At 61.4% G+C, this 21,945-nt stretch carries 23 protein-coding genes; 8 read left to right on the forward strand and 15 right to left on the reverse strand.

Features of this window, described 5'->3' with window-relative positions:
- Nucleotides 1–9: 9 nt before the first annotated feature.
- The 3 genes from WNY37_RS16435 to WNY37_RS16445 form a co-directional block, all read right to left on the reverse strand.
- A complete protein-coding gene (locus tag WNY37_RS16435; protein WP_342974482.1) occupies nt 10–1,032 on the reverse strand; it encodes an endonuclease/exonuclease/phosphatase family protein in 1,023 nt (340 codons plus the stop codon).
- A complete protein-coding gene (locus WNY37_RS16440; protein ID WP_342974483.1) occupies nt 1,029–2,042 on the reverse strand; it encodes a hypothetical protein in 1,014 nt (337 codons plus the stop codon). Before WNY37_RS16440 ends, WNY37_RS16435 begins: the two co-directional genes overlap by 4 nt.
- 68 nt (nt 2,043–2,110) lie before the next feature.
- On the reverse strand, nt 2,111–2,593 hold the full coding sequence (locus WNY37_RS16445; protein ID WP_342974484.1) for a CinA family protein: 483 nt from the start codon (nt 2,591–2,593) through the stop codon (nt 2,111–2,113).
- Between the two features lie 124 nt (nt 2,594–2,717).
- On the opposite strand from WNY37_RS16445, the gene WNY37_RS16450 reads away from it, so the two are divergent.
- Complete coding sequence (locus WNY37_RS16450; protein ID WP_342974485.1) at nt 2,718–3,188, forward strand: MaoC family dehydratase; 471 nt, start codon at nt 2,718–2,720, stop codon at nt 3,186–3,188.
- A 57-nt stretch (nt 3,189–3,245) separates the two neighbouring features.
- Nucleotides 3,246–4,298, forward strand: coding sequence for a sodium:calcium antiporter (locus WNY37_RS16455; protein ID WP_342974486.1), 1,053 nt, complete (start codon nt 3,246–3,248; stop codon nt 4,296–4,298).
- Between the two features lie 5 nt (nt 4,299–4,303).
- Here WNY37_RS16455 and WNY37_RS16460 read toward each other — a convergent pair whose 3' ends face one another.
- Nucleotides 4,304–5,293, reverse strand: a complete 990-nt coding sequence (locus WNY37_RS16460; protein WP_342974487.1) for a helix-turn-helix domain-containing protein — start codon at nt 5,291–5,293, stop codon at nt 4,304–4,306.
- A gap of 106 nt (nt 5,294–5,399) precedes the next feature.
- Between WNY37_RS16460 and WNY37_RS16465 the strand changes: the two genes are divergently transcribed.
- Entirely contained in the window at nt 5,400–5,666 is a 267-nt protein-coding gene (locus WNY37_RS16465; protein WP_342974488.1) for a tetratricopeptide repeat protein, read from the forward strand.
- Between the two features lie 9 nt (nt 5,667–5,675).
- On the opposite strand, the gene WNY37_RS16470 is transcribed toward WNY37_RS16465, so the two are convergent.
- From WNY37_RS16470 to dapD, 3 genes are all read right to left on the reverse strand, one after another.
- Nucleotides 5,676–6,119, reverse strand: a complete 444-nt coding sequence (locus WNY37_RS16470; RefSeq protein ID WP_342974489.1) for a hypothetical protein — start codon at nt 6,117–6,119, stop codon at nt 5,676–5,678.
- 53 nt (nt 6,120–6,172) lie between these two features.
- Nucleotides 6,173–7,591: an amidohydrolase family protein gene (locus tag WNY37_RS16475; protein WP_342974490.1), complete on the reverse strand. Its 1,419-nt coding sequence runs from the start codon at nt 7,589–7,591 to the stop codon at nt 6,173–6,175.
- Nucleotides 7,592–7,692: 101 nt separating this feature from the next.
- A complete protein-coding gene (dapD, locus tag WNY37_RS16480) occupies nt 7,693–8,523 on the reverse strand; it encodes a 2,3,4,5-tetrahydropyridine-2,6-dicarboxylate N-succinyltransferase (RefSeq protein WP_342974491.1) in 831 nt (276 codons plus the stop codon).
- Between the two features lie 221 nt (nt 8,524–8,744).
- Between dapD and WNY37_RS16485 the strand changes: the two genes are divergently transcribed.
- Together WNY37_RS16485 and WNY37_RS16490 are read left to right on the forward strand one after the other, a co-directional pair.
- Nucleotides 8,745–10,508, forward strand: coding sequence for a hypothetical protein (locus tag WNY37_RS16485; protein ID WP_342974492.1), 1,764 nt, complete (start codon nt 8,745–8,747; stop codon nt 10,506–10,508).
- 397 nt (nt 10,509–10,905) lie between these two features.
- Entirely contained in the window at nt 10,906–11,487 is a 582-nt protein-coding gene (locus WNY37_RS16490; RefSeq protein ID WP_342974493.1) for a sigma-70 family RNA polymerase sigma factor, read from the forward strand.
- Between the two features lie 17 nt (nt 11,488–11,504).
- On the opposite strand, the gene WNY37_RS16495 is transcribed toward WNY37_RS16490, so the two are convergent.
- The 4 genes from WNY37_RS16495 to WNY37_RS16510 all read right to left on the reverse strand — a co-directional run bounded on the left by WNY37_RS16495 (nt 11,505) and on the right by WNY37_RS16510 (nt 15,164).
- On the reverse strand, nt 11,505–12,254 hold the full coding sequence (locus WNY37_RS16495; RefSeq protein ID WP_342974494.1) for an anti-sigma factor: 750 nt from the start codon (nt 12,252–12,254) through the stop codon (nt 11,505–11,507).
- Complete coding sequence (locus WNY37_RS16500; RefSeq protein WP_342974495.1) at nt 12,247–12,762, reverse strand: hypothetical protein; 516 nt, start codon at nt 12,760–12,762, stop codon at nt 12,247–12,249. Before WNY37_RS16500 ends, WNY37_RS16495 begins: the two co-directional genes overlap by 8 nt.
- A 127-nt stretch (nt 12,763–12,889) precedes the next feature.
- Complete coding sequence (locus WNY37_RS16505; RefSeq protein WP_342974496.1) at nt 12,890–14,287, reverse strand: hypothetical protein; 1,398 nt, start codon at nt 14,285–14,287, stop codon at nt 12,890–12,892.
- Nucleotides 14,288–14,303: 16 nt separating this feature from the next.
- Nucleotides 14,304–15,164, reverse strand: coding sequence for a hypothetical protein (locus WNY37_RS16510; RefSeq protein ID WP_342974497.1), 861 nt, complete (start codon nt 15,162–15,164; stop codon nt 14,304–14,306).
- A gap of 104 nt (nt 15,165–15,268) precedes the next feature.
- On the opposite strand from WNY37_RS16510, the gene WNY37_RS16515 reads away from it, so the two are divergent.
- Nucleotides 15,269–16,321, forward strand: coding sequence for a phosphotransferase (locus WNY37_RS16515; protein WP_342974498.1), 1,053 nt, complete (start codon nt 15,269–15,271; stop codon nt 16,319–16,321).
- Between the two features lie 333 nt (nt 16,322–16,654).
- Here the strand turns inward: WNY37_RS16515 and WNY37_RS16520 are convergent, their stop codons facing one another.
- The 3 genes from WNY37_RS16520 to argB are packed head-to-tail and all read right to left on the reverse strand — an operon-like array spanning nt 16,655 to nt 19,324.
- The gene (locus WNY37_RS16520) at nt 16,655–17,404 is read right to left on the reverse strand and encodes a pyrimidine 5'-nucleotidase (RefSeq protein ID WP_342974499.1); all 750 of its coding nucleotides are present in this window, start codon (nt 17,402–17,404) and stop codon (nt 16,655–16,657) included.
- Entirely contained in the window at nt 17,401–18,435 is a 1,035-nt protein-coding gene (locus WNY37_RS16525) for a DUF1036 domain-containing protein (RefSeq protein ID WP_342974500.1), read from the reverse strand. The genes WNY37_RS16520 and WNY37_RS16525 overlap by 4 nt, the downstream gene beginning before the upstream one ends.
- Nucleotides 18,425–19,324, reverse strand: a complete 900-nt coding sequence (argB, locus tag WNY37_RS16530; protein ID WP_342974501.1) for an acetylglutamate kinase — start codon at nt 19,322–19,324, stop codon at nt 18,425–18,427. The genes WNY37_RS16525 and argB overlap by 11 nt, the downstream gene beginning before the upstream one ends.
- 618 nt (nt 19,325–19,942) lie before the next feature.
- Between argB and WNY37_RS16535 the strand changes: the two genes are divergently transcribed.
- The gene (locus tag WNY37_RS16535; RefSeq protein ID WP_342974502.1) at nt 19,943–20,440 is read left to right on the forward strand and encodes a DUF4440 domain-containing protein; all 498 of its coding nucleotides are present in this window, start codon (nt 19,943–19,945) and stop codon (nt 20,438–20,440) included.
- A 32-nt stretch (nt 20,441–20,472) separates the two neighbouring features.
- Here WNY37_RS16535 and WNY37_RS16540 read toward each other — a convergent pair whose 3' ends face one another.
- Nucleotides 20,473–21,063 (reverse strand): glutathione binding-like protein, encoded by a 591-nt coding sequence (locus WNY37_RS16540; protein ID WP_342974503.1) that lies wholly within the window; start codon nt 21,061–21,063, stop codon nt 20,473–20,475.
- A 156-nt stretch (nt 21,064–21,219) separates the two neighbouring features.
- Between WNY37_RS16540 and WNY37_RS16545 the strand changes: the two genes are divergently transcribed.
- A complete protein-coding gene (locus WNY37_RS16545; RefSeq protein ID WP_342974504.1) occupies nt 21,220–21,768 on the forward strand; it encodes a lipocalin family protein in 549 nt (182 codons plus the stop codon).
- Nucleotides 21,769–21,945 lie beyond the last annotated feature (177 nt).

Raw genomic sequence — 21,945 nt, forward strand, 5'->3', positions numbered from 1 at the left:
CGGACTCCATTACGGTTTCACGCGCAGCGTATAGCGCACGGGTTGGTGGTCAGTGATCTGGAAATCGAGATCGAGCCCCGCCGCGCTCACCACCTCGACATTCGGCGAGACCAGCAGGCCATCAATGATCGTGCGATAATTCTCATCGCGCGCATAAGGCCGCTCATTGGTGCGCACCGTTGGAACACTCGGATCAACCGCCATCTGCCAGCCCTCGGGCAGCTCGTCCCTCGGGAAATCATGGATCCAGAACAGCGCGCTCTCGTCAGACGTTGAGGCAAAATCGGTCGGCGTGAGCCGCATGTTCCAGTCTCCGCCAATCGCGACCGCCCGGCCAGCGGCGTACTTTTCTTCGGCAAGGGCGATCACCTGTTCCAGCTGTTTCATGCGGGTATTGGCCCCCTCATCAAAAGCCGAAAGATGCACGTCGACCACCGTCCACGGCTGACCGGCATGCTCGAACTCCAGCACCTGCATATGATAGCGCCGCTTGATGAAGCCCATGATCGTGCCCGGCTCGTCCGGCAGGCGGACGATCTTCGGCGCGTCAGCATCCACGCGCCAGAACACACCAAGCCCATGTTTCAGCGACAGCCTGCCGGGCAGAAGCCGTGTCTTCACGTCCGGCGTAAACTGAGAGCTGTAGCCGGCCAGCGCCTTGCGCACGCCCGCCTGGACATCGACCCCGCGATTGAGCAATCCGCCGCGCGCCAGTTCCTGGAACAGGAACACATCCGCATCCTGTTCACCGAGCACACGTTCGATACCGGCAAGGTTCTTCTCGACCACCGCCTTGCTCGGCGGCAGCAACATGTCGCCGCCATCGGCCTTGAAGTCAGATTCGGCGCCAAGCCCCGCATAGCCGGCATTCCAGATCATGATTTTGAGCGTGTCATCACTGGCCGCGCCCGTCGCCGGCACCGCCGAGACATCCGCCCGAACCTTGCTATCGCTCAGCGTCACGATCCACACCGCCGCGACGTAAGCCACGAGCAGCGCGACGACTATGAGTGCAATCCACAAAACTTTCACACCGCTCCCTCGGCTGTTGTCTGCCGCAATTTTGCGCGCGCCTCGGGCTTGTTGAACCGTTCGGCGCTCCACTGGAAGATACCGAGCAGCGCTGCAACGCCGCCCCACTGATCGCTCATTCGCGACAGAAAGCCAAGCAGCGCCTGATCATCGACCAGTCTCAGCCAGATATCGGTGTAGCGCGAATTATAATCGGGCGCGGCCGCAAAGAAGTCTTCCCGCATCGGCGCCATCACCTCCAGCACATCGCCGATGAACGTGCTGTACTGGCCGGTATAGACCCAGATGCCCGTGATCACGACGAGGGCCAGCGCGGCAAAAGTGGTCACGTAGGTGGCGTATTTGGCCTCCTGCGCGAAAGCATGGCTGAGCGGCGTGTAGCGGACCACGAGGTTGAACGCGAACAGCCCCGCCGCAAAAACGAAGACCGGGGACATACTGCCTTCCAGCCGCTTCAGCACAGCCTGCGCATCCAGGAAGGTCAGGTTCAGACCGGTCGTCTGATCGGCGATTGGCAGGCCGCCAAGAGTCTGCGCGCGGCTCAACACCTGCTCGGCTTCCACGGAAAACTTGTTTGCATCGATAACCGCTTCGCTGATCATCAGCGCCGCCAGCACGCAGAGCCCCGCGAAAACAACCGTGCTGAAGATGCCATAGACCATATAGGTGGCTGTCAGGCGCCGCTTCTCGCCCGGCAAACCGTTCAGACCCTTATAGACGCCATAGGCATACACTGCGACCAGCACCAGGATGAAGGCCGGGATCGTAATGTCCGGATAGTCTGTCAGAACGGATCGGACGGAGACTTCCTCGCAGACCTCGTCAATGGCAGCGAGAAACAGGGCGGCGGCGGAGATGAGGAATATTTCGCCGAACATCCCGCTCAGTTTCAGCGAGTCTTCGCTGTCTCCGAACAGCATGGAATGCTCACGCTTCCAGATCGGGCCGGCCACGATATAGGCCAGCACCACCGAAATGACGGCGATGAGCCAGCACCAGACAATCAGCAATGCACCCTCCCCGGTCGGTTGCGCAAAAACTGCTACAATTCCCAAGGCATGGCAATCATTTGAAAGCCCTACGAAATCGCCTCGCGCAACAGGTAGAGAGCCTCTTCTGCAAACAGGCGCATATTCTGTCCGCGATCGGACAGTCCCGTCTCCAATGTACGCGACACCTCGACGCCCTCACCCACCAGCGCCACGCAGGTATGCCCGGCCGCATCACCATAACCATTGCCATCCGGACCCGCCGCACCCGTCTCGCAAAGCCCCCAGTCTGCTCTCAGCCGCTCGCGGATCTTGCCCGCTGCAAAACGCGCATGAGGCTCGCTGGACGAGCGCATCTCGCCAAGGTCTTCCTTGCTGAGCCCCATCAGCCCGCGAAAGGCGGCCGGCGCATAGATCACCCCGCCGCCGCGGAAATAGGCCGACGCCCCGGCCTGGGCGAGCAGCGCCGCCGAAATGAGCCCGCCGGAAGACGACTCCCACACGCCCACCGTCTCACGCCGGGCCTTCAGAATCGTGCCGATCTCCTCGGCAATGGGAAGAAGTGTCTGCATGAGACCTCTTCAACCAGCTCGACCAGCTTCCAGCAAGCGGAATGAAGCCTGACGCTCGGACAGGCATTGAATTTTGCCGCCATTCAGTTGATGTGCGCGCCTGTAAAGCTCAGGACGTTCCGGCATGCGATATTACGAAGACATTGAACCCGGCACGGTCACGCACTCGCCGCGCACCTACAAGGTCACCCGCGAGGAAGTGATCGACTTTGCCAGCAAGTATGACCCCCAGCCCTTCCACCTCGACGATGACGCCGCGAAGAACACCTTTTTCGGCCGCCTCTCAGCATCCGGCTGGCACACCTCCGCGATGATGATGCGGCTGATGGTCGAGACGATGCAGCACGGCGAACCGCAGGCCGGCCTTGGCTCGCCGGGCGTTGAAGACCTGAAATGGATCAAGCCGGTTTACCCCGGAGACGAGTTGCGCCTGGAGATGGAAGTCCTGTCCAAGCGCCGTATGAAGTCTCGGCCAGACATGGGCCTCACACGGTCTAATAACCGCGTCTACAATCAGGATGGCGACCTCGTCCTCAGCATGATCGGCTACGGGCTCATCCGCGTGAAAGACCCGGACGCGCCCATCGAAAACTAGGCCGCGCGAGGCGCTCTCGCCTCCCCGTCCCGGCGGAACCATGCCACCGGGCACGCATTGACTCCCGTACCGTGTCCGCACGCCTGGGAGCGCTCACCCATTTCCATTGAACTCGCCTTTATTGTCTTTGCCATTGCCACACTTGTGGTCGCTGGCGCAGGAATCCGCATCACAACACTGGCGGACCGGCTTGCCGATCGCACGGGGCTTGGCGAAGCCGTGTTTGGCGGCATCCTTCTGGGGGCGAGCACGTCCCTGTCCGGCATTGTCACATCGCTGACAGCAGCGCTCGACGGTCAGGCCTCTCTGGCCGTCTCCAACGCTGTGGGCGGCATCGCGGCGCAGACGACTTTCCTCGTTCTCGCCGACCTCATCTACAGGCGCGTCAATCTCGAGCACGCCGCCGCCGATGCGAACAATATGCTGATGGCCGCGACGCTGATGCTGCTCGTCAGCCTGCCGCTCGCGGCGGCCTTCTCCCCAGAGTTCACCATTTTCGCCATCCACCCGGTCTCTCTGCTGCTCTTCCTCGTCTACCTCTTCGCCGCGCGGGCAGCGGTCTCCATGAGAAACCGGCCCATGTGGCGGCCTCAATCGACAGACGAGACTCGATCCGACGACCCCGATGAAGCAGCGGCGTCCCGCCATTCCCTGACATCCATGCTCGTGCGGTTCACCCTGCTCAGCCTGGTTCTGGCCGTGTGCGGCTATGGCATTGCGCGCTCGGGGTCGGTCATCTCTGCAGAGTTTGGCATTTCGCAGACCGTGGTCGGGGCGCTCATGACGGCGGTCGCAACCTCCCTGCCTGAGCTTGTCACCACGCTCGCCGCCGTGCGCCGCGGCGCCCTGCAACTTGCCGTCGGCGGCATTATCGGCGGCAATGTCTTCGACGTCCTGTTCCTGTCGATTTCCGATGCCGCCTATCGGGACGGCTCCATCTATCACGCCATGACGCAAGCCGACGAACTGATGATGGTCGGCGCGCTCATTATCACCGCCATTCTGCTCATGGGCCTCATCATGCGCGAGAAGCGCGGCATCGGCTTTGAGGGCATCGCCATACTGGCAACCTATGGCGGCCTTATCGCCATACAGCTCTCAATGAGCTGACGCGGCTAGGCCGACAGTTCGAACCGTTTGCGATAGGCATGCGGCGGCGTACCGGCGATCTCCCGGAAAGCCGCGCGAAACGTCTCGACAGACCCAAACCCCGACTGCGCCGACACATCGATCAGGCTGAGCTCGGTCTTCTCCAGAAGCCCCATCGCCCGAAACACCCGCTCGCGGCGCAGCCATTTCAGCGGCGTGACGCCCGTCCCCTCGCGAAACCGGCGCAGAAAAGTCCGCTCGCTCATCCCGGCTTCTTCAGCCAGCTCGGATATCGTCAGCGGCTCTCCCAGCCGTTCGCGCGCCCAGTCCAGCACGCCGGACACCGATTGCCCGGCCCGCTCCTGATAGGGCGCCTCGACATATTGCGACTGCCCGCCATCGCGGTGCGGCGGTGTCACCAGGCTGCGCGCAATCGTATTGGCCATCTCGGCCCCATAATCCTGGCGAATGATATGCAGGCTGCAATCGACCGCCGCGCTGGAGCCGGCAGACGTGATCACATCGCCTTCATCGACATAGAGCACATCCTCGACGATCTCGATCTTCGGAAACTGGCGCTTCAGCTCGGGCAGATCACGCCAGTGCGTCGTCGCCTTGCGCCCATCCAGCAGGCCGGCATTCGCCAGCACGAAAGCGCCCGTGCAATATGACACCACGCGCGCACCGGCCTCATAGGCGGCGCGAACCGCATCCAGCATGTCCTGAGGCGGGCGCTCGTAAATATCGCGCCAGGCCGGCACGATGATCGTATCGGCGCCCGCGACCGCGTCATAGCCATGCGGGGGCTGCATCGTCATGCCACCAATCGTGCGGATCGGCTCGACCGGTCCGGCCACGGTGAAATCATACCAGGGCACACCGATGATCTCTGGCCGTGCCCAGCCGAAAATTTCCACGGCGATGCCAAACTCGAGCGGCCACAGCCGGTCATAGGCCAGCGCGACGACGCGCTGGGGCTTGCGTGAAACAGGCGAATTTTGTGTTTTTTCCAACATTGGCGGAAATCTACCACATAATGGCATTTACGCCAATAGCGGGTAACATGTCGCGACCCCATCCTTTGGTCATCGAACAAATTGATCGCATCAAAAGGAGTATCCCATGGCACAATTTACCCTCACCGCCAGCCTCGCCGCATTGGCCGTCGCTACCCTGTCAGCCCTCAACGCGCAGGGCACGCATACGTCGCCTACCGCCAAGCCAGATCGCGCACACGCCTACACGACGCTTGCGCTGGTCTATCATGAGCGCGGCGACAAGAATGAAGCCCGCGACGCGCTGGAAAAAGCCCTGCGCGCCGATCCGGGCAATGTTGCAGCCCTGAAACTGATGGAGCTCTACCGCTATCGCGGCCCGCAGGCGAAGTAACGGCCGGCCCTAGTCCACCCGTGTCAGGGAGAAATAGCCGCTATTGCCATCGCACCCGCACGTATCCGGCCTGAGGCATGGCATGTGCCATTTGCCCTCATACTGCTTGCCGTCCGGCCTGGCCTCGCCCGAGCAGTGGAACGGTGCCCGCTTCATGACGCCCTCCTGCATGCGCACATCCAGCAGCGCCAGATCGGCTGTGAGTTCGCCCTCAATGTCGGCAGGCACCCGCATCGCTTCGCGCCCGCCCGTCACATAGGCCATGCTTGCGCGCCCGTCGAAGAAAGCGCCCAGCCGGACAAAATCCACCACAGCCTTGAAATCCACCACCGAATTCATCGACGCCATTCGATACGCCAGATGCACCTCCCACAGGCCGGAAGCTTCCGGGGCGGCCTCGGCGATCTCTGCAAGCGAGGAGGTGCGGGTGAGAGTGCTGGTTCTGCCTGCCATACGAACTCCTTAGGAAGATCGCGTGCAAACATCCAGCTTTGAGCCATTTCGGCCTACGGCAGGCCAACCTGTCCTTCGAGCCCCTTCATCAGCCTTTGCGGATCGAAAGCCTGCCCGGCTCTGAATACGATTTCCACCTCCCGAATTGCTGATGGGTCGGCATCAATATCGCCATCGACAAGAATCAGATCCGCCAGATAGCCAGGCGCAATCCGGCCGGTTTCCTTGTCCAGCCCGAGTGCGTGAGCACCATTGCGCGACATGATGATGATCGTCTGCGACGTGGAAAATCCCGCCTCTCTCAGAAGCTCGAAGTTTCGCTGGTCACCGAAGCCCGGCAGCACATGACGGCCGGTATCCGGACCCGCCAGCAGACGCCCCCCGGCCTCCACGAAGCGACGCTCAAATGCCAGAAGAAGGGTCCAATAGGCTGGACTGGTCGACAGGGATGTTTCGATCTCAGCCATAGCCTCCGCCCGCGCGCGCGACGCCTCCGCAAGATGGGGCGCGAGCAGGGTGAGCGTTCGGTCATCGGCTTGCGGGCGATGAGGGAAGCGCGACTCCAGAATAGCCAGAGTCGAGGTCAGCTCGACATCATGACTGACCAGTGTCTCGATAAGGGCATCGATCTGGGGACTGTCCACATCGAGCGCCGCTTTTGCATCGAGGCTCGGCACGCACGCGCCGCGGGGCTTGTCCTCCACCATATCGCTCGCCGGATGCAGACCATGCTCCAGTCCATCGATGCCCATCTCGGCGGCCTCTGCATACGTGACCGAACAGAGATGGCCCGTGACACGCAATCCGCGCCGGTGTGCCTGCTCTATGATAGTGGCAGCAATATCGGGGTCGGTATGCCGATACAGTTTGATTGTGTTAACACCGCGATCAGCCCATTCATCGACAAACCGACGCGCGGCGTCCGCACTGGCAGGCTTGTCCATCGGTGGATTGCCGTCAGGCCCGGTTACATAGGGCGCTGACGCCATGATCCGTGGGCCGGGCGCGGTGCCCCGCTCGACCTGGCGGGCAAGCCTCAGCTCTCCAATCGGGTCGGCGCTGCCAGCCGTCTGGATCGTGGTCACGCCCGCAGCCAGGTAAAGACGAGCCGCAACGTCGCCCATGAAAGGCGCACCGGGCATGTGCAGGTGATTGTGCATGCCGACAAAGCCGGGGATGAGAGACTTGCCGCTTCCCTCAACGCGCTTGACGCCTTCGCCTACGATGACCGTGCCGACATCGGCGACCTCAACGATTCGCCCATCCCTGATCAGGACGTCTTGTACGGAAGGCGCAGCTTCATCACCGGAAAAGACGGTTGCCCCCGTAATCAGGAAATCATCGCCTGGCGCGGCGAGAAACACTGCAAGGGGATCGTCGGATATCTGCCGCGATGCTGCCGGCAGCGCGACTGCTAGACCGCACAAGGCGGCGAAGACGAGAGCACTCACCCGTGCGAATGGACTGATCAATACAAGGCTCCGAATACGCCGCTACAAGTGTAGCAAGCACATTTCGCGATGTTCTTCAAAGCAGTCAAGCCGCTGGTGCCGAAAGAGATGATCAGTGTACCCTAAGGCCGCAGCAGCTCGTTGATCCCGGTCTTGCTACGGGTGCGCTCATCGACTGTCTTGATGATCACGGCGCAGTAGAGGCTCGGGCTCTTATTGTCGCCCGATGGCATCGTGCCCGGCACGATCACCGAATAAGCCGGCACTTCGCCCATGTGGACTTCGCCCGTCTGGCGGTCCACGATCTTGGTCGACTGGCTGAGATAGGTGCCCATGGCGAGCACTGAGCCTTCGCGCACGATCACGCCTTCGGCCACCTCGGCCCGCGCGCCGATGAAGCAATTGTCCTCAATGATGGTCGGATTGGCCTGCAGCGGCTCGAGCACGCCGCCAATGCCAGCACCGCCCGAGAGATGCACGCCCTTGCCGATCTGCGCGCACGAGCCGACCGTCGCCCAGGTATCGACCATCGTGCCCTCATCGACATAAGCGCCAATGTTCACGAAGGACGGCATCAACACCACGCCGGACGCGATATAGGATCCGCGCCGCGCGACCGCATTCGGCACTGCGCGCAGGCCTGATGCCTCAAAGTCGTCCGCGCTCCAGCCATCGAACTTGCTCGGCACCTTGTCCCACCAGGTAGACTCGCCCGGTCCGCCCTTGATCGGGCCATTGGCGTTCAGGCGAAACGACAGGAGCACCGCCTTCTTCAGCCACTGGTTCACCACCCAGTCGCCATCAGCGCCCTTCTCGGCCACGCGCGCCTTGCCCGCGTCGAGCATGGCGAGCGCTTCCTCAACGGCCTCGCGCACCTCGCCCTTGGTGTCGGTCGAAACGCCGGCGCGCTCCTCCCAGGCGGTATCGACAATCTTGGCGAGCTGTGCGGTCATCTTGGCCACTCCATACAGGTTCAGTCTGACTGGCCGTCCGTATAGGCGAGCCGCCGGCAAAGGTCATCCCCTTTAGACGTCATTCCTGTCGCACCGCCGGGGTCGCCTGGGACGAGCACAACTGACGCCTTATCCCCCTCAGGGGCTATGTCGTTTTGTCAGCTATTCGCTAGGATGCTGCATCGCCTATTGTTTCGGCTTCACACTCGGGGACTCCTGGAATGGCAATTACGATACGCAAGCTCGCCGCGACGCTCTTCCTAGCGGCGATGACAGCCAGCGCACCATCCGCCAGCGCAGGTGGTCCTTCTGTCCCGTCATGGAACCCGCACGCCGAGCCCGGGCAGTGCGTCCCCATCGAACGCACGAAATCCTGTGAGCGGACCGATCTTGTCTATCTCGTCAACAAGGCCGACGGATCCGGCACGACGAGAGTCGCGCTGATCGAAGACAGGTCGCTTTCCTTCCGGAAGATTTCGAAGATGGCCAAGGCGATGGGCGAACCGTTTGATCGGAAAATCAATTCCTATGCAAAAGAGGTGCTCGAGGAGTCGCTCTGGCGCGGCGCACGCCTACCGGATGAAGGCAGGACAATCGAGCCGCCGCTCTACCTTTATGTCTACCCGGTGTCCGACAAGGTCGCGCTCATCGAGCCCTATGACAAGGTACCAACCCCCGAAACGGACCTGCTCTATTTCGTCGCCCTCGACGGCAAAATCGCTGAACCTGTGCGTCCGGGCATCCGCAGGGACCGGCTGGTCTATATCGGTGGCCGCCACAGGAACATGCCGGCCCATGTCTTCGAACTTGTCAGTTCCGATAAGGAGCGCGGCACCGCCACATTTCGCCAGTATGATGGTTATGGCAACGTCCGCGCCGTCTTTGATAATATCGTCAGGCACAAGCCCAAAGATAATTTCGATTCCTGGGAGCTCGATTTTGTCATCTACGGTCCACAGCATTTCGTCACGTCAGCCCTGCATCCAGTAACCGGTGAGCCTGCATCTTTATGGTTTAACGCTGATGGTTCGGTCATGGGCTACCGGCCGCCAGCCGTGCCCAGAAGTGTGATCCAGATCGGAACAAAGGACCGCTCATGGACCGACCTTTTCTCTCTTGTCGGCGAGTTGCCGGAGTTTACAGGCCTGAAGGATAACCGCCTCTATCACCCACTTGATGTAAACGGTAAATTGTGGCCGGCACCTGACAATTTTGTCGGCATGGCGCGCATGTTCGATTGGCCTCATAGGAACAGTGCCGGCGCCCCGACGGGCAACAACAATTATCGCGGCTGGCTGCTCGTCTATAACCTCGGGACCGGCTATGGCTACAAGATCGCCGACCGCGACAGGCCGAAGTCCGATTATCCAGCAATGGTCAGTGCGCCATATGTGCTCAATGCAGAAAAAGACCTCAAGATGCTGGCCGGGTTCCAAACTGCTCCTATCGACGGCTCCAACGGCTATAAGCGGACGGTCATCAGGCTCTTCGATCGTTATGAAGCCGATGGCGTGACGCCGGCAGCTGGTGCCGTCCCGGCAAGCTGGCGCGAGGTCAATCGCAACTCGGACAATGGACTTAGGGTCACGGCCACCACAGAGTTGCGCGAAGAGAGCTACGCCACCGCCAGCGAGGCCTTCGCCGCGATGCGGCAGAGGGAATTGGAACACAAGGCAGAGTATGCGCGCCGTCAGGAAATTTACCGCCAGGAAAGGCTGGCCTGGCAGGCAGAGCGCGAAGCGCAAGAGGCCCGCTACCAGGCCGAGCAGCAGGCCCGCCTTGAACGCGAAGCTGCACAGGAAGCCGAATGGGCCCGCAAACGCGCCCAGTACCGCCCCAAGACCGGCGCCGAGGAATATGCCGAGCGCATGGAAGAGTACAAACGCCAGCAAGGTCTTTCATCCGGCGTGCAGGCCCCCTTCAAGCGCCAGACCACCGAATGCTACGATCAGGGCGACGGCACGGAGAAGTGCTTCACCCGTTAGCAAGGCGACGGGGCGCACTCGAGCCGTATCCGGGAATAGTTTCGCAGGCTCGCAACAGACGACAAGAATAACCCGCACCGAACGGCGCGGGTTATTCACTTTCAGCGGGCGACCGCCCGCCCAGGGCAGCAAGACTGGCACTCTTTTTCAGGTGCGAAAGTCTCATGAAAGTATCCCTTTTTCCTTTGTCCTTTCAGAGCAAGACCAGCTCCTCTTGAGGCGATCAGAAAAGATCTGATCCGACGCAGCTATGAAGGCGGTAGAAAACCGGCAGCGGCTCGATTGATTTTTATTGGGCCAGTGAAGTTGACACGCAAAACGCGAAAATTTTTCGGGAATCGACTTTTCTTTTCGTGGATCGCTCTACCTCAACGACAAACCACGGACTGGAGTCAGAATGACGAAGCTCGAATTTGACGCCCTCAACGAGCGGCTTTGTGAAGCGCTGGGAAAATGCGCAGCCGGAGACAAAACAGCTTTCAAGACAGTGTATGAGCTGACCGCTCCGAAACTACTCAACCTGTTGACCCATCAATTGAAAGACCCGGAAGCGGCGCGCGACGTGATGCAGAAAGCGTTCGTCTCGATATGGTCGAATGCCGGGAAATTTGACCCGTCAAAGGGCAAGGCATTCACCTGGATGCTGGTCATCATGCGGAATCGCGGCCTCGACTACCTCAGGAAACGCGCCCGCGCGCCGGAAACTGAGGAGATCGAGCACTCCATCCCCGATACCTCACATCAGCCCGAACAGGCCGCCGAAATCAGCGCAGCCGGCCGCCTGGTCTCCCGCCATCTGGCAAAACTCCCCTCGCATGTGGCCCAGTCGATTTCCCTGAATGTCGTGTACGGCATGTCGAGCACGGAAATCGGTACCGCTCTCGATGTGTCACCGAATACGGTAAAGGGATGGATCAGGCGCGGGCTGAAGCAGATGCGAGCCGACATTCCCGGCAATTCGGTCTCCGCCTTCATCTGAACGCACAGGAGCGTTGCTCAGATCGGCCCGACCTTGCCGGTATAGACGATCGGTCCCGTCGGCCCGGCATCCGGGGATCCACCTTCCGGCTCAAGGCTGATTGCCAGCGTATCCGACCCGGCAAGCAGGTCGGTCGAGATCTGCAGATCGATCACCCCGTCCTCTGACAGCTCCTGCAGCAGGCCCAGCGATTGCGGGCCGTCCAGCCCATCGCGCAGCAGCCACAATTCCCACACGCCATCTTCAGGCAGCCCCGTATTGGCGAGCCGGCCGGTGACATGGTTTGACGTGCCATCATACAGCAGGACGACCACGCTGGGCGCCTGCTCGGTCGCCATCAGGGCAAGAAGTTCTTCTCGCGTGCCATCCATCGTTTCGGTCTGTGCGCCGGGAACAGCATGCAGGCCCGCCGCGATCACGGCGATCAATAGCGAGGCAGCCGTTGCATACTGCCAGGGTCTTTGGGGATGCGACGGTTGCGGGCGGGCCGGACGCCGCGCCGCGTTCGGCGTCGGTGCAGCAATTGCGGCGGGTGCGTCATCGCCGCCAATCTCAGCCATGATATCATCCAGCAGGCCGGCTGGCGGTTCGATCTCTGGGGCGTCTTCGCTCAGCGGCGCGAGGAAGCCCTCCATGTCGGACACAAGGTCCCGGAAGGATTCATCTGTACGGTACAGCTGTTCGAACTCCCGGACCTGCGCGTCCGTGGCATGGCCGAGGAGCCATGCGCTGGCGAGCTCTTCGCGGCGGGTGGACTCATCACTCATTTGCGTGCCCTCCCTTACCACTTGCCAGCGCCGCCAGTCTGGACCGGACCTCGGTAGCGCTCATACCAAACGTCTCAGCAAGGACGTTCGGATCGCATGCTTCTAGATAAGCGGCCTTGAGCAAAGCGAAATCTTGCTCATGCAACTCACCCGGCCTTGGACGGCTCGCAGACCTGATCTTTCCATCCTTGAGCGGAGACTCCAACTGGACCGAATGTCCTTCATTCCTAAGACTGAAACGAATATTCAGCCCGTTCTGGTGCGCGATCGCTGCAATCTGCTGAAATTCGAGGCCGTTCTGCCCGGAAAGCTGCGTGCGGTGCTCCCAGACATGCAGGTAGGTCTGCTTCAGGGCGCGCGCCGCCAGTGCATGGTCACCGAGCAAGGCAAATAGCTTTCCGAACAGGCGGTCAGAGGTCAAATGATAGAGCTGTTGCAAGGCGGCGGCATCTCCCGCGGCGATGCCGTCCATAACGTCCTGCAATTTGGCGCGGTCAATCTGCGTCATCGTCCTGATCGAATTGCCTGCTTAGCCTTGCCCGTCGCATCAATGCCTGAAGACAAATAGCGTTCAAGTCAAACGGCATTTTCTCTCGCCGAGATTGAAACCGCCAAACGTCGCCAGTCGCTATGCCTCAGGCCGCTCTTACGGGCGTCACCTGGCGCGGCAGTTCCAGCACGGCGCCGCCAATCGACACGGCCAGCTGCGGCGCAACCGTCGTGAAGTCCGTATTGCGGGACTGGAACAGCTCCGGTGACATCACTTCAAAGGTCCACTCATACGGAATGCCGCGGATCATGTCGGCGACCATGGGCAGCGTGCTACCACCGCCCGTCGGCAGGATTTCGACCACTTGCTGGCCGCCGCCGGACGCGGCGATATTGCGGGCCCAGTCCATGGCTGGCGTCAGCGCTTCATAGAACTTCTCTGCCAGCCGGCGCGAGAAGCCCCTCACATGCTGGTCGGACAGGAACTCTTCCAGGCTGAGCTCGATCAGCTGATCGCCCGCCTCGGTCACCACTTTGCCTTGCGCGAACAGCGTCTCTTTCAGCTCGCGCTGCTGCGAGCGGATCATCGAGATCGCGCCGCGCGCCGCCGGGTCGTCCGGCAACAGGCCCGCCTTGTACATCAGGATGCGGCGCAGCTGCATGTCGAGATAATCGCCCGCCTCGCGCAGCACCGTGGCGCTTCCGTCGATCTCTGCAACCACATTGCGACCGGACACACCGGTGGTAAACGCCGCAAAGTCCGACGTCCCGCCGCCAATGTCCGCCACGACCACCACGCGCCGACGCGTCGGGCGGATGGAGGCAGCGGCAACCGCCGTGGCTTCCGGCACGGTCGCCGTGCCCTGTTCGGAAATCTCGAAAATCTGCTCGTCCGGAAACTCGGACGTATCGGGGATCGCAGCGAAGGCCGCCTTCACCGCATCATGCTCCAGCCCGTCCTCAGAGATCAGCGCCTCGCCGAAATGGTCAAGCAGGATGAAAGCGTGGCGCACCAGTTCCCGCAGCATCGTCTCGCCCCATGCGGCGCGATCGGCTTTCCAGGCGGGCCGGGTCACCCGGAATAGCGGCGGCCAGGACAGGTTCTGCGTCCCCGCAGCCTGCTCGGCACGCCGCAGCAGATAGGCCAGATACAGCGTGATCAGCTGCTTGGCGGTATACTGCCCCGTCGGGTCGATCTCAGCCGGCAGCCTGTCCTCGAGCGCGTCCAGCGCATGTGTCGACAGATACTGTTTGGGCGAGGCGAACGGCACGCGCCCGCGCCGTTCATTACGCCGCGCCGACGTCTCAGCCTTGCGGCCAAACCGGACGGCGTTTTCATCAACGAACAGAAGCGACGGCAGCAAATAGGGATTGTGCGACTGGCCTTCTCCGATGGCGAGCGGGTGGATGCACTGCTCGTCCAGATCGACCAGCTTCTCGGAATCGACAATCGACACTTTCGAATAGGCCGTGCCGAAATCGATACAGCCGATGCGCGTCACATCCCGCGCCGCCAATAGTCTCTTGATCCAGCTCGCAGCCATTCGTCCCTCTACCTGCCTAGTCCAGTGGTGTCGCCAAACCCCGAAGGATGACGAGTTCGTCGCCATCCCTTACGCGGATTATGGGCTGTTTCATGACGATGGCATCTTCGCCGTCATCCATGTCTTCGGTCGCTTCGAAATAGACCGGATCGAAGGCCACTGTCTCATTACGTTTGTGTAGGGCTTCAAGGCCCCGCTTGCTCGCCGCCATGCGCAGATTCTGGAACACATTCTCCGCCGCCAGCGACACCTGTTTCAGCGCTGCTTCGCCCTGCCCGTCCAGCGTCTTCTCCAGCGCGCCAAACCGCCCATCGAAAGCCGGCATCGCCTGCAGCGCCATGGCCAGCATCGTCTCGCTCTCGCTCCAGGCCGCCTCGGCCATCAGGTCTTTTTCAGCGGTTTCCGGTTTGGGTTTGGCAGGCTTCACAGCCGTGTCGCTCGCGGGCGCTCCACCCTTCCCGGTAAAGAACGCTTTCAGCGCGCTGCCATCGGCGCCAACGCGCTGTCGTACCCCTGCCAGAAGCGCATTCATCGCGCCGAGCTTCATCGACACCTGCGGCACGTCCATCGGAAAGTCGCTCGCAAGGAACGCCCACCCCTCATCGGTCAGCTCATGCGTGAACGGCGCCTTGGTCGTCTTCACCAGACCAAGACCGGACAGGCGCTTTCGGTGCCAGCCCGTCATCCGGATCCCATAGCGCGCGCCAAGATCGGCCGCCTCTTTCAAAGGGCCGCCTTCCGCCATGAGCGCGACCAGCACGCTGCGTTCCACGGGTGTCAGATCTGCCAAGGCCTGTTCCTCATCCACAAACGCGCCGCGCTGCCAGGAGCGCCAGATACGCAGACTGCCTTCTTCGGATTCGAGCCGCAACAGCAAGGGTGTTTCATCTGTGGAAGCCTGTGCACGCAGTCTATCCCCCGGCCTCGGCCACCTCCGCCCGCATGCTTGACGGCCAGCCAGCGCAGACGTCACATCGGTGAATGTTCGACGCGTCCATCAAGCAGATCGTGAAAGCCCATTTTCCGGGCGAGACTCTCGACAAGGCAGTGCGCATGCAGGGCGGCGTCTCAGCCGATGTATACAAGCTACAGCTGTCAGCAGAGGGCGCACCGGCACGAGACCTCGTCCTGCGCATTCACGGCCAGACCCATGGCGGACACCCGGCCGGCCTGGAATTCCAGCTTCTGCAATTTGCGTATGACGCCGGGCTGCCCGTCCAGACACCGGTACTGGTCGACACAAGCTGCACGCATCTGCCCGCACCCTACCTCATCGTCAGCTATGTCGACGGCACAACAGAGATCAGCGAAGGCAATCTGGATGAGACCCTCGGCGTGATGGCGCGGGTCATGTTTGCCTTGCACGCCACATCCACCAAAGCCCTACCCGACCTACCGGAGCGGACAGACCCCATCCCCGACCTGATCGGCTTTCTGCCTTCGACGGAAGAGAACCAGGCCTTTCGCGCCTGGCTCGAAGCGCTGAAATCTGCCCCCTATGCTGGCGCGCTCGTGCCGCTGCACGGCGATTTCTGGCCCGGCAATCTTGTCTGGCAGGGCGACTGCTTGGCCGCCATTCTGGACTGGGAAGACGCCGCCATCGGCGACCCGCTCTCGGATGTTGCCTGCACCTGCCTCGAACTGCGCTACCTTTTCGGCGGCGCGGTCATGCAGCGGTTTGCGGACGCCTATCGCGCACACGCGCCAATAGACCCCGAACGCCTCACCCTCTGGCTCGCCTATGTGTCTGCCGCCGCGCTGCGCTATATGGGTGACTGGCGACTCGCGCCTGACCGCGAAGCCCACATGAGAAAAGAAGCCCTCGCGACCCTCAAGGAGGCCCGGACGGCCCTCGGCACGCAGAGCGGGATGACGCTAACCGTCCACCTGGATGGAAATCAGATAGGCAAGGACGGCGTCGGTGCCGATGGGTCCGAAATCGAAATCGGGCATATCGGGATGGCCAACATGGATGTGTTCACGGAAATCATCGGCCAGCGCTTCCGGGTCATAATCAGCGAGCACGGTTCTTAGCGGCGGGGCATCGGTCCGCGGGCTTTCGTCGTCCGCGCCGATGGCATGACAGGACGTGCATTGCACCTCGACGATGTCGCGTCCGTTCGCGATAAGCGCCGCATCGCCTTCGGCCGCTTCGTTCAAATCGTCCGGAGCGGAAATTTCCGGCGCTGACATGTCCTCAGGTACAGTGTCCTGACCACTGCAAGCCGTGACGCCCGCCACGGCGAGGCCAGCCAGCAGCCCGATACCCACGTGTTTTGCGGTCCATCTGCTTATCTGCCTCATGCCAATCCTCCTTCGGGCCAGACTCCCTTTATGACGGAGAGACCGCGTGCCGCGCAACCGCCTCTAGCCCTGCCCGGCCGCCACGTCTTGTTCCGGGCCAAGCGCCTTCAGGACGCCTTGCAGGAAGCCCGTCAGGTCGCTCGTCAGATAATCGACATGCGGATGCGCCGCATCGTCGGCGCCGGCCGGGCGGGCCTCGACCGGTTCATGACTCCAGTCCTTGTCGGAGCCAACCAGAACCGTCGTAAACCCCATCGCATGCGCCGGGGCGAGATTGCGCTCCATATCCTCAAAGAAGACAGACCGCTGCGGGTCGACATCATGCGCCTTGCAGAACGCGTCATAGGCCGCCTGCGACGGTTTGGGATGATAGCCAGCGTCCTCGATCCCGAACATCTCGTCGAAATGGTCGAACAGCTCCATGTGCCGGGTCACGCGCTCGGCATGCCCGCGAGAGCCGTTTGTATACACCAGCTTGCGCCCCGGCAGTGCCGCGATCGCCTCGCGCAGGTTCGGCATCGGCGGAATGACTGAAAGATCGATTTCGTGGACATGCGCCAGGAACTCCGCCGGGTCCATGCCGTGCATCGTCATCATGCCCTTCAGCGTCGTGCCGTGCTTGGCATAATACTGCTTCTGCAGGGCTCTGGCTTCAGCCCGCTCCATGCGAAGGAATCGCGCAACGAAATCCGTCATGCGCTGGTCAATCTGGGCGAAGAGATCGCATTCTGCCGGGTAGAGCGTGTTGTCGAGGTCAAACACCCAGATATCGCGCCCCTCGATCCGGCTCATGTCGAGATCGGGCAGGATCAAGAGTCGGCCTCGGCGAAGTCACGCTCGAAGAATTCGAACATCAGGCGGCGATTTTCCGCCGGCGGCGTCGCCTTGAACAGGCCGGTGCGATAGGCCGCCGCTTCGCAATCCTTGCGGCCAAGGATCGCAAAACGAACCCGCGCCACGCAGAACGGATCAGTCGCATTCTTCAGCGTCCGCAGTTTTCCGCCCTCTTCCATCTCTGCAAAGACAAAATGCTCCGCCGTCAGCAATGGCTCATCGATCACCCGCGCACAGCCACCCGACTCCAGCATCCACCAGCCCCGGCTTTCCCAGCCTTCGCCACGCCGCCGCGCAATGGCCGACCAGATGCGGTTGCGTGTGCGGTTACACAGCGTCAGCCCGATATTGCGGCCCCGTTCCTGCGCGATCTGCTCCAGCACATCGATGAGATCATCATCGGACGTCTCGGCCGGCAGATTGTTCTGCGACAGGAATTCGCCAATCGCGGTGCGCGTCTTGCGGCCGATATCGCCATCGATGTTTCCGTTGAACACGCCAGCATCCGCCAGCAGCCGCTGCACGCCAGCCGCTGCTGATTTCTTGGCGTCATAATCCTCGGTTTCGGTGAAGCTCGTGCTCCAGCTCGACTTGTTCTCGACCAGAACCGGCCGGAAGTCGCGCGGCTCAAGCCCCATGGCCGAACAGTCCTGCGGGCTCTCGACAGAGAAGCTGCCGGACGAGTCCACGCAAAGCGGGACATCCCCGCCCCAGACCTTGCGGCCGCCGCGATGCGCGGTCGATGAGCGCCCGAAAAGATAGTGCACGCCGGGGCGCAGCTCACCGGCCAGCGCCAGTTCACACGCGCCGGGCCGCAGCCGCTTCCAGCCATCGACGACAACGCCCTGGCCTTCATACCGCGCGACGGCGGCCTCGATCACATAGGAGGTCCGGTTGCACAGCGTCCAGCCCTTCTCGCGCCCCTGCGCATCGGCGCTGCCAGCGCCAAAACCGGCCAGCCCGGCAACAAGCCAGAGGCCAAGACCTGCGATAACGGATTTAGAGAACAATCGTACCTGCACCATGTTCAGTAAATAGCTCCATGAGCAGGGCATGTTTCGCCCGGCCGTCCAAGATGACAGCCCCTCCAACGCCATTCTTGACCGCTCCGGCGGCCGTTTCAAGCTTCGGAATCATTCCGCCTGAAACTGTGCCGTCGGCGATGAGGGACGCGACCGCGTCCGCTTTGATCTCGCGCATCAATTCACCGGACTTGTCCTTCACGCCCACCACATCGGTCAGCAGCAACAGGCGGCTCGCGCCCAGCGCCTCGGCAATCGCGCCCGCCGCCGTGTCCGCATTGACGTTGTAGCGCTTGCCCTCGCCGTCGAATCCGACCGGCGCAATGACAGGGATGAAGTCATGATCATAGTCGGTCAGCAAATTCAGCACCGACACATCAATCGCTTCCGGCTCGCCGACATAACCAAGATCGATCACCTGCTCGACATGGCTGTCCGGGTCCTTGCTCGTGCGCGTGGCCCGGCGCACGCGCATCAGGTCCGCGTCCGATCCAGACAGGCCAACCGCCTTGCCGCCCGCCTTGTTGATGGCGCGCACAATCGACTTGTTGATCGGCCCGGAGAGGACCATTTCGACCACTTCCATGGTCGCATCATCGGTGACACGCAGGCCATCGCGAAACTCCGACTGGATGCCAAGGCGCTCCAGCAATTTCGCTATCTGCGGCCCCCCGCCATGCACGACGACGGGGTTCACCCCCATATGCTTCAGCAGCACAAGATCGCGCGCAAACGCTTCGGCCAGCGCCTCATCCACCATGGCATGGCCACCATATTTGATGACCACGGTCTTGTTGTCATAGCGCTGGATGTAAGGCAGCGCCTCGGAAAGCGTGGCCGCGGTAAACTGGCCAGGATTCGGTGTCGTTTCACTCATGGAGCTGGCGTGTAGCGGAGTTTTGTGGCCGGGTTAAGCCCACAGCGTTATTGAACGACCGATCTCGCAGCTAAAGCAGCAAAAGGACGGGAGCGACCACCTGCCGCTCCCGTCGAAGAGGGTAAGTTAGAACGCGTGTTTATCGGGACAATACATTCGGGCACAGCCTACGGGAGGGTACCCATTAATGAGACATTCTTCATATGCCATGGGCTGACAGTGCCTCGCCACCACCGGTGCAGCGAATGACTGATTTGTCGGCTGACTTTCAACATCCAGATATTGCGCCAGAACATTTGGTGCCGGGTTGTCGGCCAATGCTGCAGATTCGCCTGAGAATGCTGCCCCTATCCCTGCGGTCAGCGCGACCGTCAGAACGGCTAGTTTTGTGATCATTTGAATGTCCTTTTTCCTGACACCAACAAGTTTGTTGGCCGGAACACCGTATGACAAAATCGGACAAAATCTATACTTTAGTTTTATATTTTTTGGTAATGCGGCCCTATTTTCAACCAAAATAATAATTTTTTGTCGTGTTCAAGAAATTTGAAAACGCTCTTTCCAAGCCCTCCGCCTGGTGCAACGATCCATGCCGTCATAAAGCTGGGAAGGGATGCCATGACACACACCAGATCGATCCGCCTCGCCTTGCTCACCGCGACCCTCACGCTGACTGCCGCCTGCTCCACCACTGCGCCGCCCGCCATCGACGAAACCGCCGAAGCTGCCGCGATTGACCAGGTCCGCGCCAACTTCACGGCCGCCATGGCCGCGCAGGATTTCGCCGCCCTCGGCGCGCTCAGCCATCCGGCGTTTGAGCAGGTCATGCCCGGCGGCCCGGCGCACCTTGAGATGTTTGCCGCCGCCACAGACGGCCCCTTCCCGCCCGGCTACAGCCTCGACATCACACCGAAAGAGCTGGTCATCATCGATGAAGACTGGGCCTATGAATACGGCACCACAATCGCCTCATACCTGCCGGAAGGCGCAGACGTCCGCGTGGAGATTCCGAACACCTACCTCATGATCCTGAAAAAGCATGAGGGCGCGTGGAAGCCCTATCGCGAAGTCGCGAGCAGCCTCGCCCCGCCCGGCGGATTTCCGGCGGCAGACTGATCCCTGCCACCGCCGGATCCGGACTGCGCCAATCAGGCGGCCACAAGCCCTTCCGCCTGCATCGCCTGCTTCACCGACGGCCGCGCCGCGATCTTCTCATGATACGCCTTCAGCTTCGGCCAGCTATCGAGCGGCAGCTTGACCACGCTGGTCCAGTTCAGGATGACGAAGCCATAGGCGTCGGCCACCGTGAAATCGTCCCCGGTCAGGAAGGCCTTGTCACCGAGCCAGGCTTCGAGCTGGCCCAGCTTGGACTTCAGCTTCTCCGTCTCGGCCTCGCCGGCATTGCCGCCAAAGTACGGCGCGAACGCCTTGTGCAGCTCGGTGCCGAGGAAGGATAGCACCTCAATCACGCGCGCCCGTTCAAGGCCGGAGGCTGGCAGCAGGCTGTCATGGCCTTCGCCGAGATAGGTCAGGATGGCGATATTCTCGGTCAGCACCTCGCCGCTATCGAGCTCCAGCGCCGGCACATAGCCGCGCGGATTGATCTTGCTGTAATCCGCCCCGCTTTCCGTCTTGCCGTTCTTTTTGTCGACTTTTTCAAGCGTCACAGGCTTTCCAAGTTCGTTGATGACGATGTGCGAGGACATCGAGCAGGCACCGGGCAAATAATAAAGTTTCATCGGGAGGGTCCTTCCAGCTTTTTCATGAGCCGATGACATGATGCCGCCCATGCGCGGCCACAAGACCGGGCCGAAAAGTCTGACCTCGTCAGCACATCAGAAAAAACCATATCGGGTCTGACGCGTTTGTTTTCGACACTTGATATGGAGCCCCACATGATCCGCGCCCTCGCCCTTGCCGCCACCTCTGCCATCGCCCTTTCCGCCTGCTCCTATCTCTCGCAGCCGGACTACCGCGAAGAGTCCACCCCGCCTCAGACCGTCGCCTCCGTCGACCTCGAGAAATATGCCGGCCTCTGGCATGAGATTGCGCGCTACCCCAACAGCTTTGAGAAAGGCTGCACCGACACCACCGCCGAATACGGCCTGCGAGACGACGGCCGCATCTCCGTCACCAATTCCTGCACCAAGGAAAAGACCGGCAAGCGCGATGTCGCCGAAGGTGTCGCCAAACCGGTCGAAGGCTCGAACAACTCAAAACTCAAAGTGAAATTCGCCCCCGAATGGGTCCCCTTCGCCTGGGGCGACTACTGGATCCTGCACCTGGAACCCGACTACAGCGCCGCCCTCGTCGGCAGCCCCAACGGCAAATACCTCTGGATCCTCGCCCGCGACGAAGCCCCCGACCAGACCGTCATCGACCGGATCCTGAAGAAGGCCGAAGCGTTGGGGTATGAGACTGGACCGCTGGAGTTTGCGGGGTGATGCGCAAAAAATTCCAGTGCCTCAAAATCCCGAAAGCAGACGTTCCGATGCGGCGGCAAGGAAGGGCAATCATTCGCCGGAAGCGGACAGGGGGGCGCTGAGCGGCGTGTTTTCCACAAAGAAGGACCGCCACAAAACCACAATATCTTGCGCTTTTGAGCGAACCGCATCCCTTAT

Origin of the sequence: Henriciella sp. AS95, assembly GCF_038900055.1 — a bacterium.
In the GTDB taxonomy this organism is placed as follows: domain Bacteria; phylum Pseudomonadota; class Alphaproteobacteria; order Caulobacterales; family Hyphomonadaceae; genus Henriciella.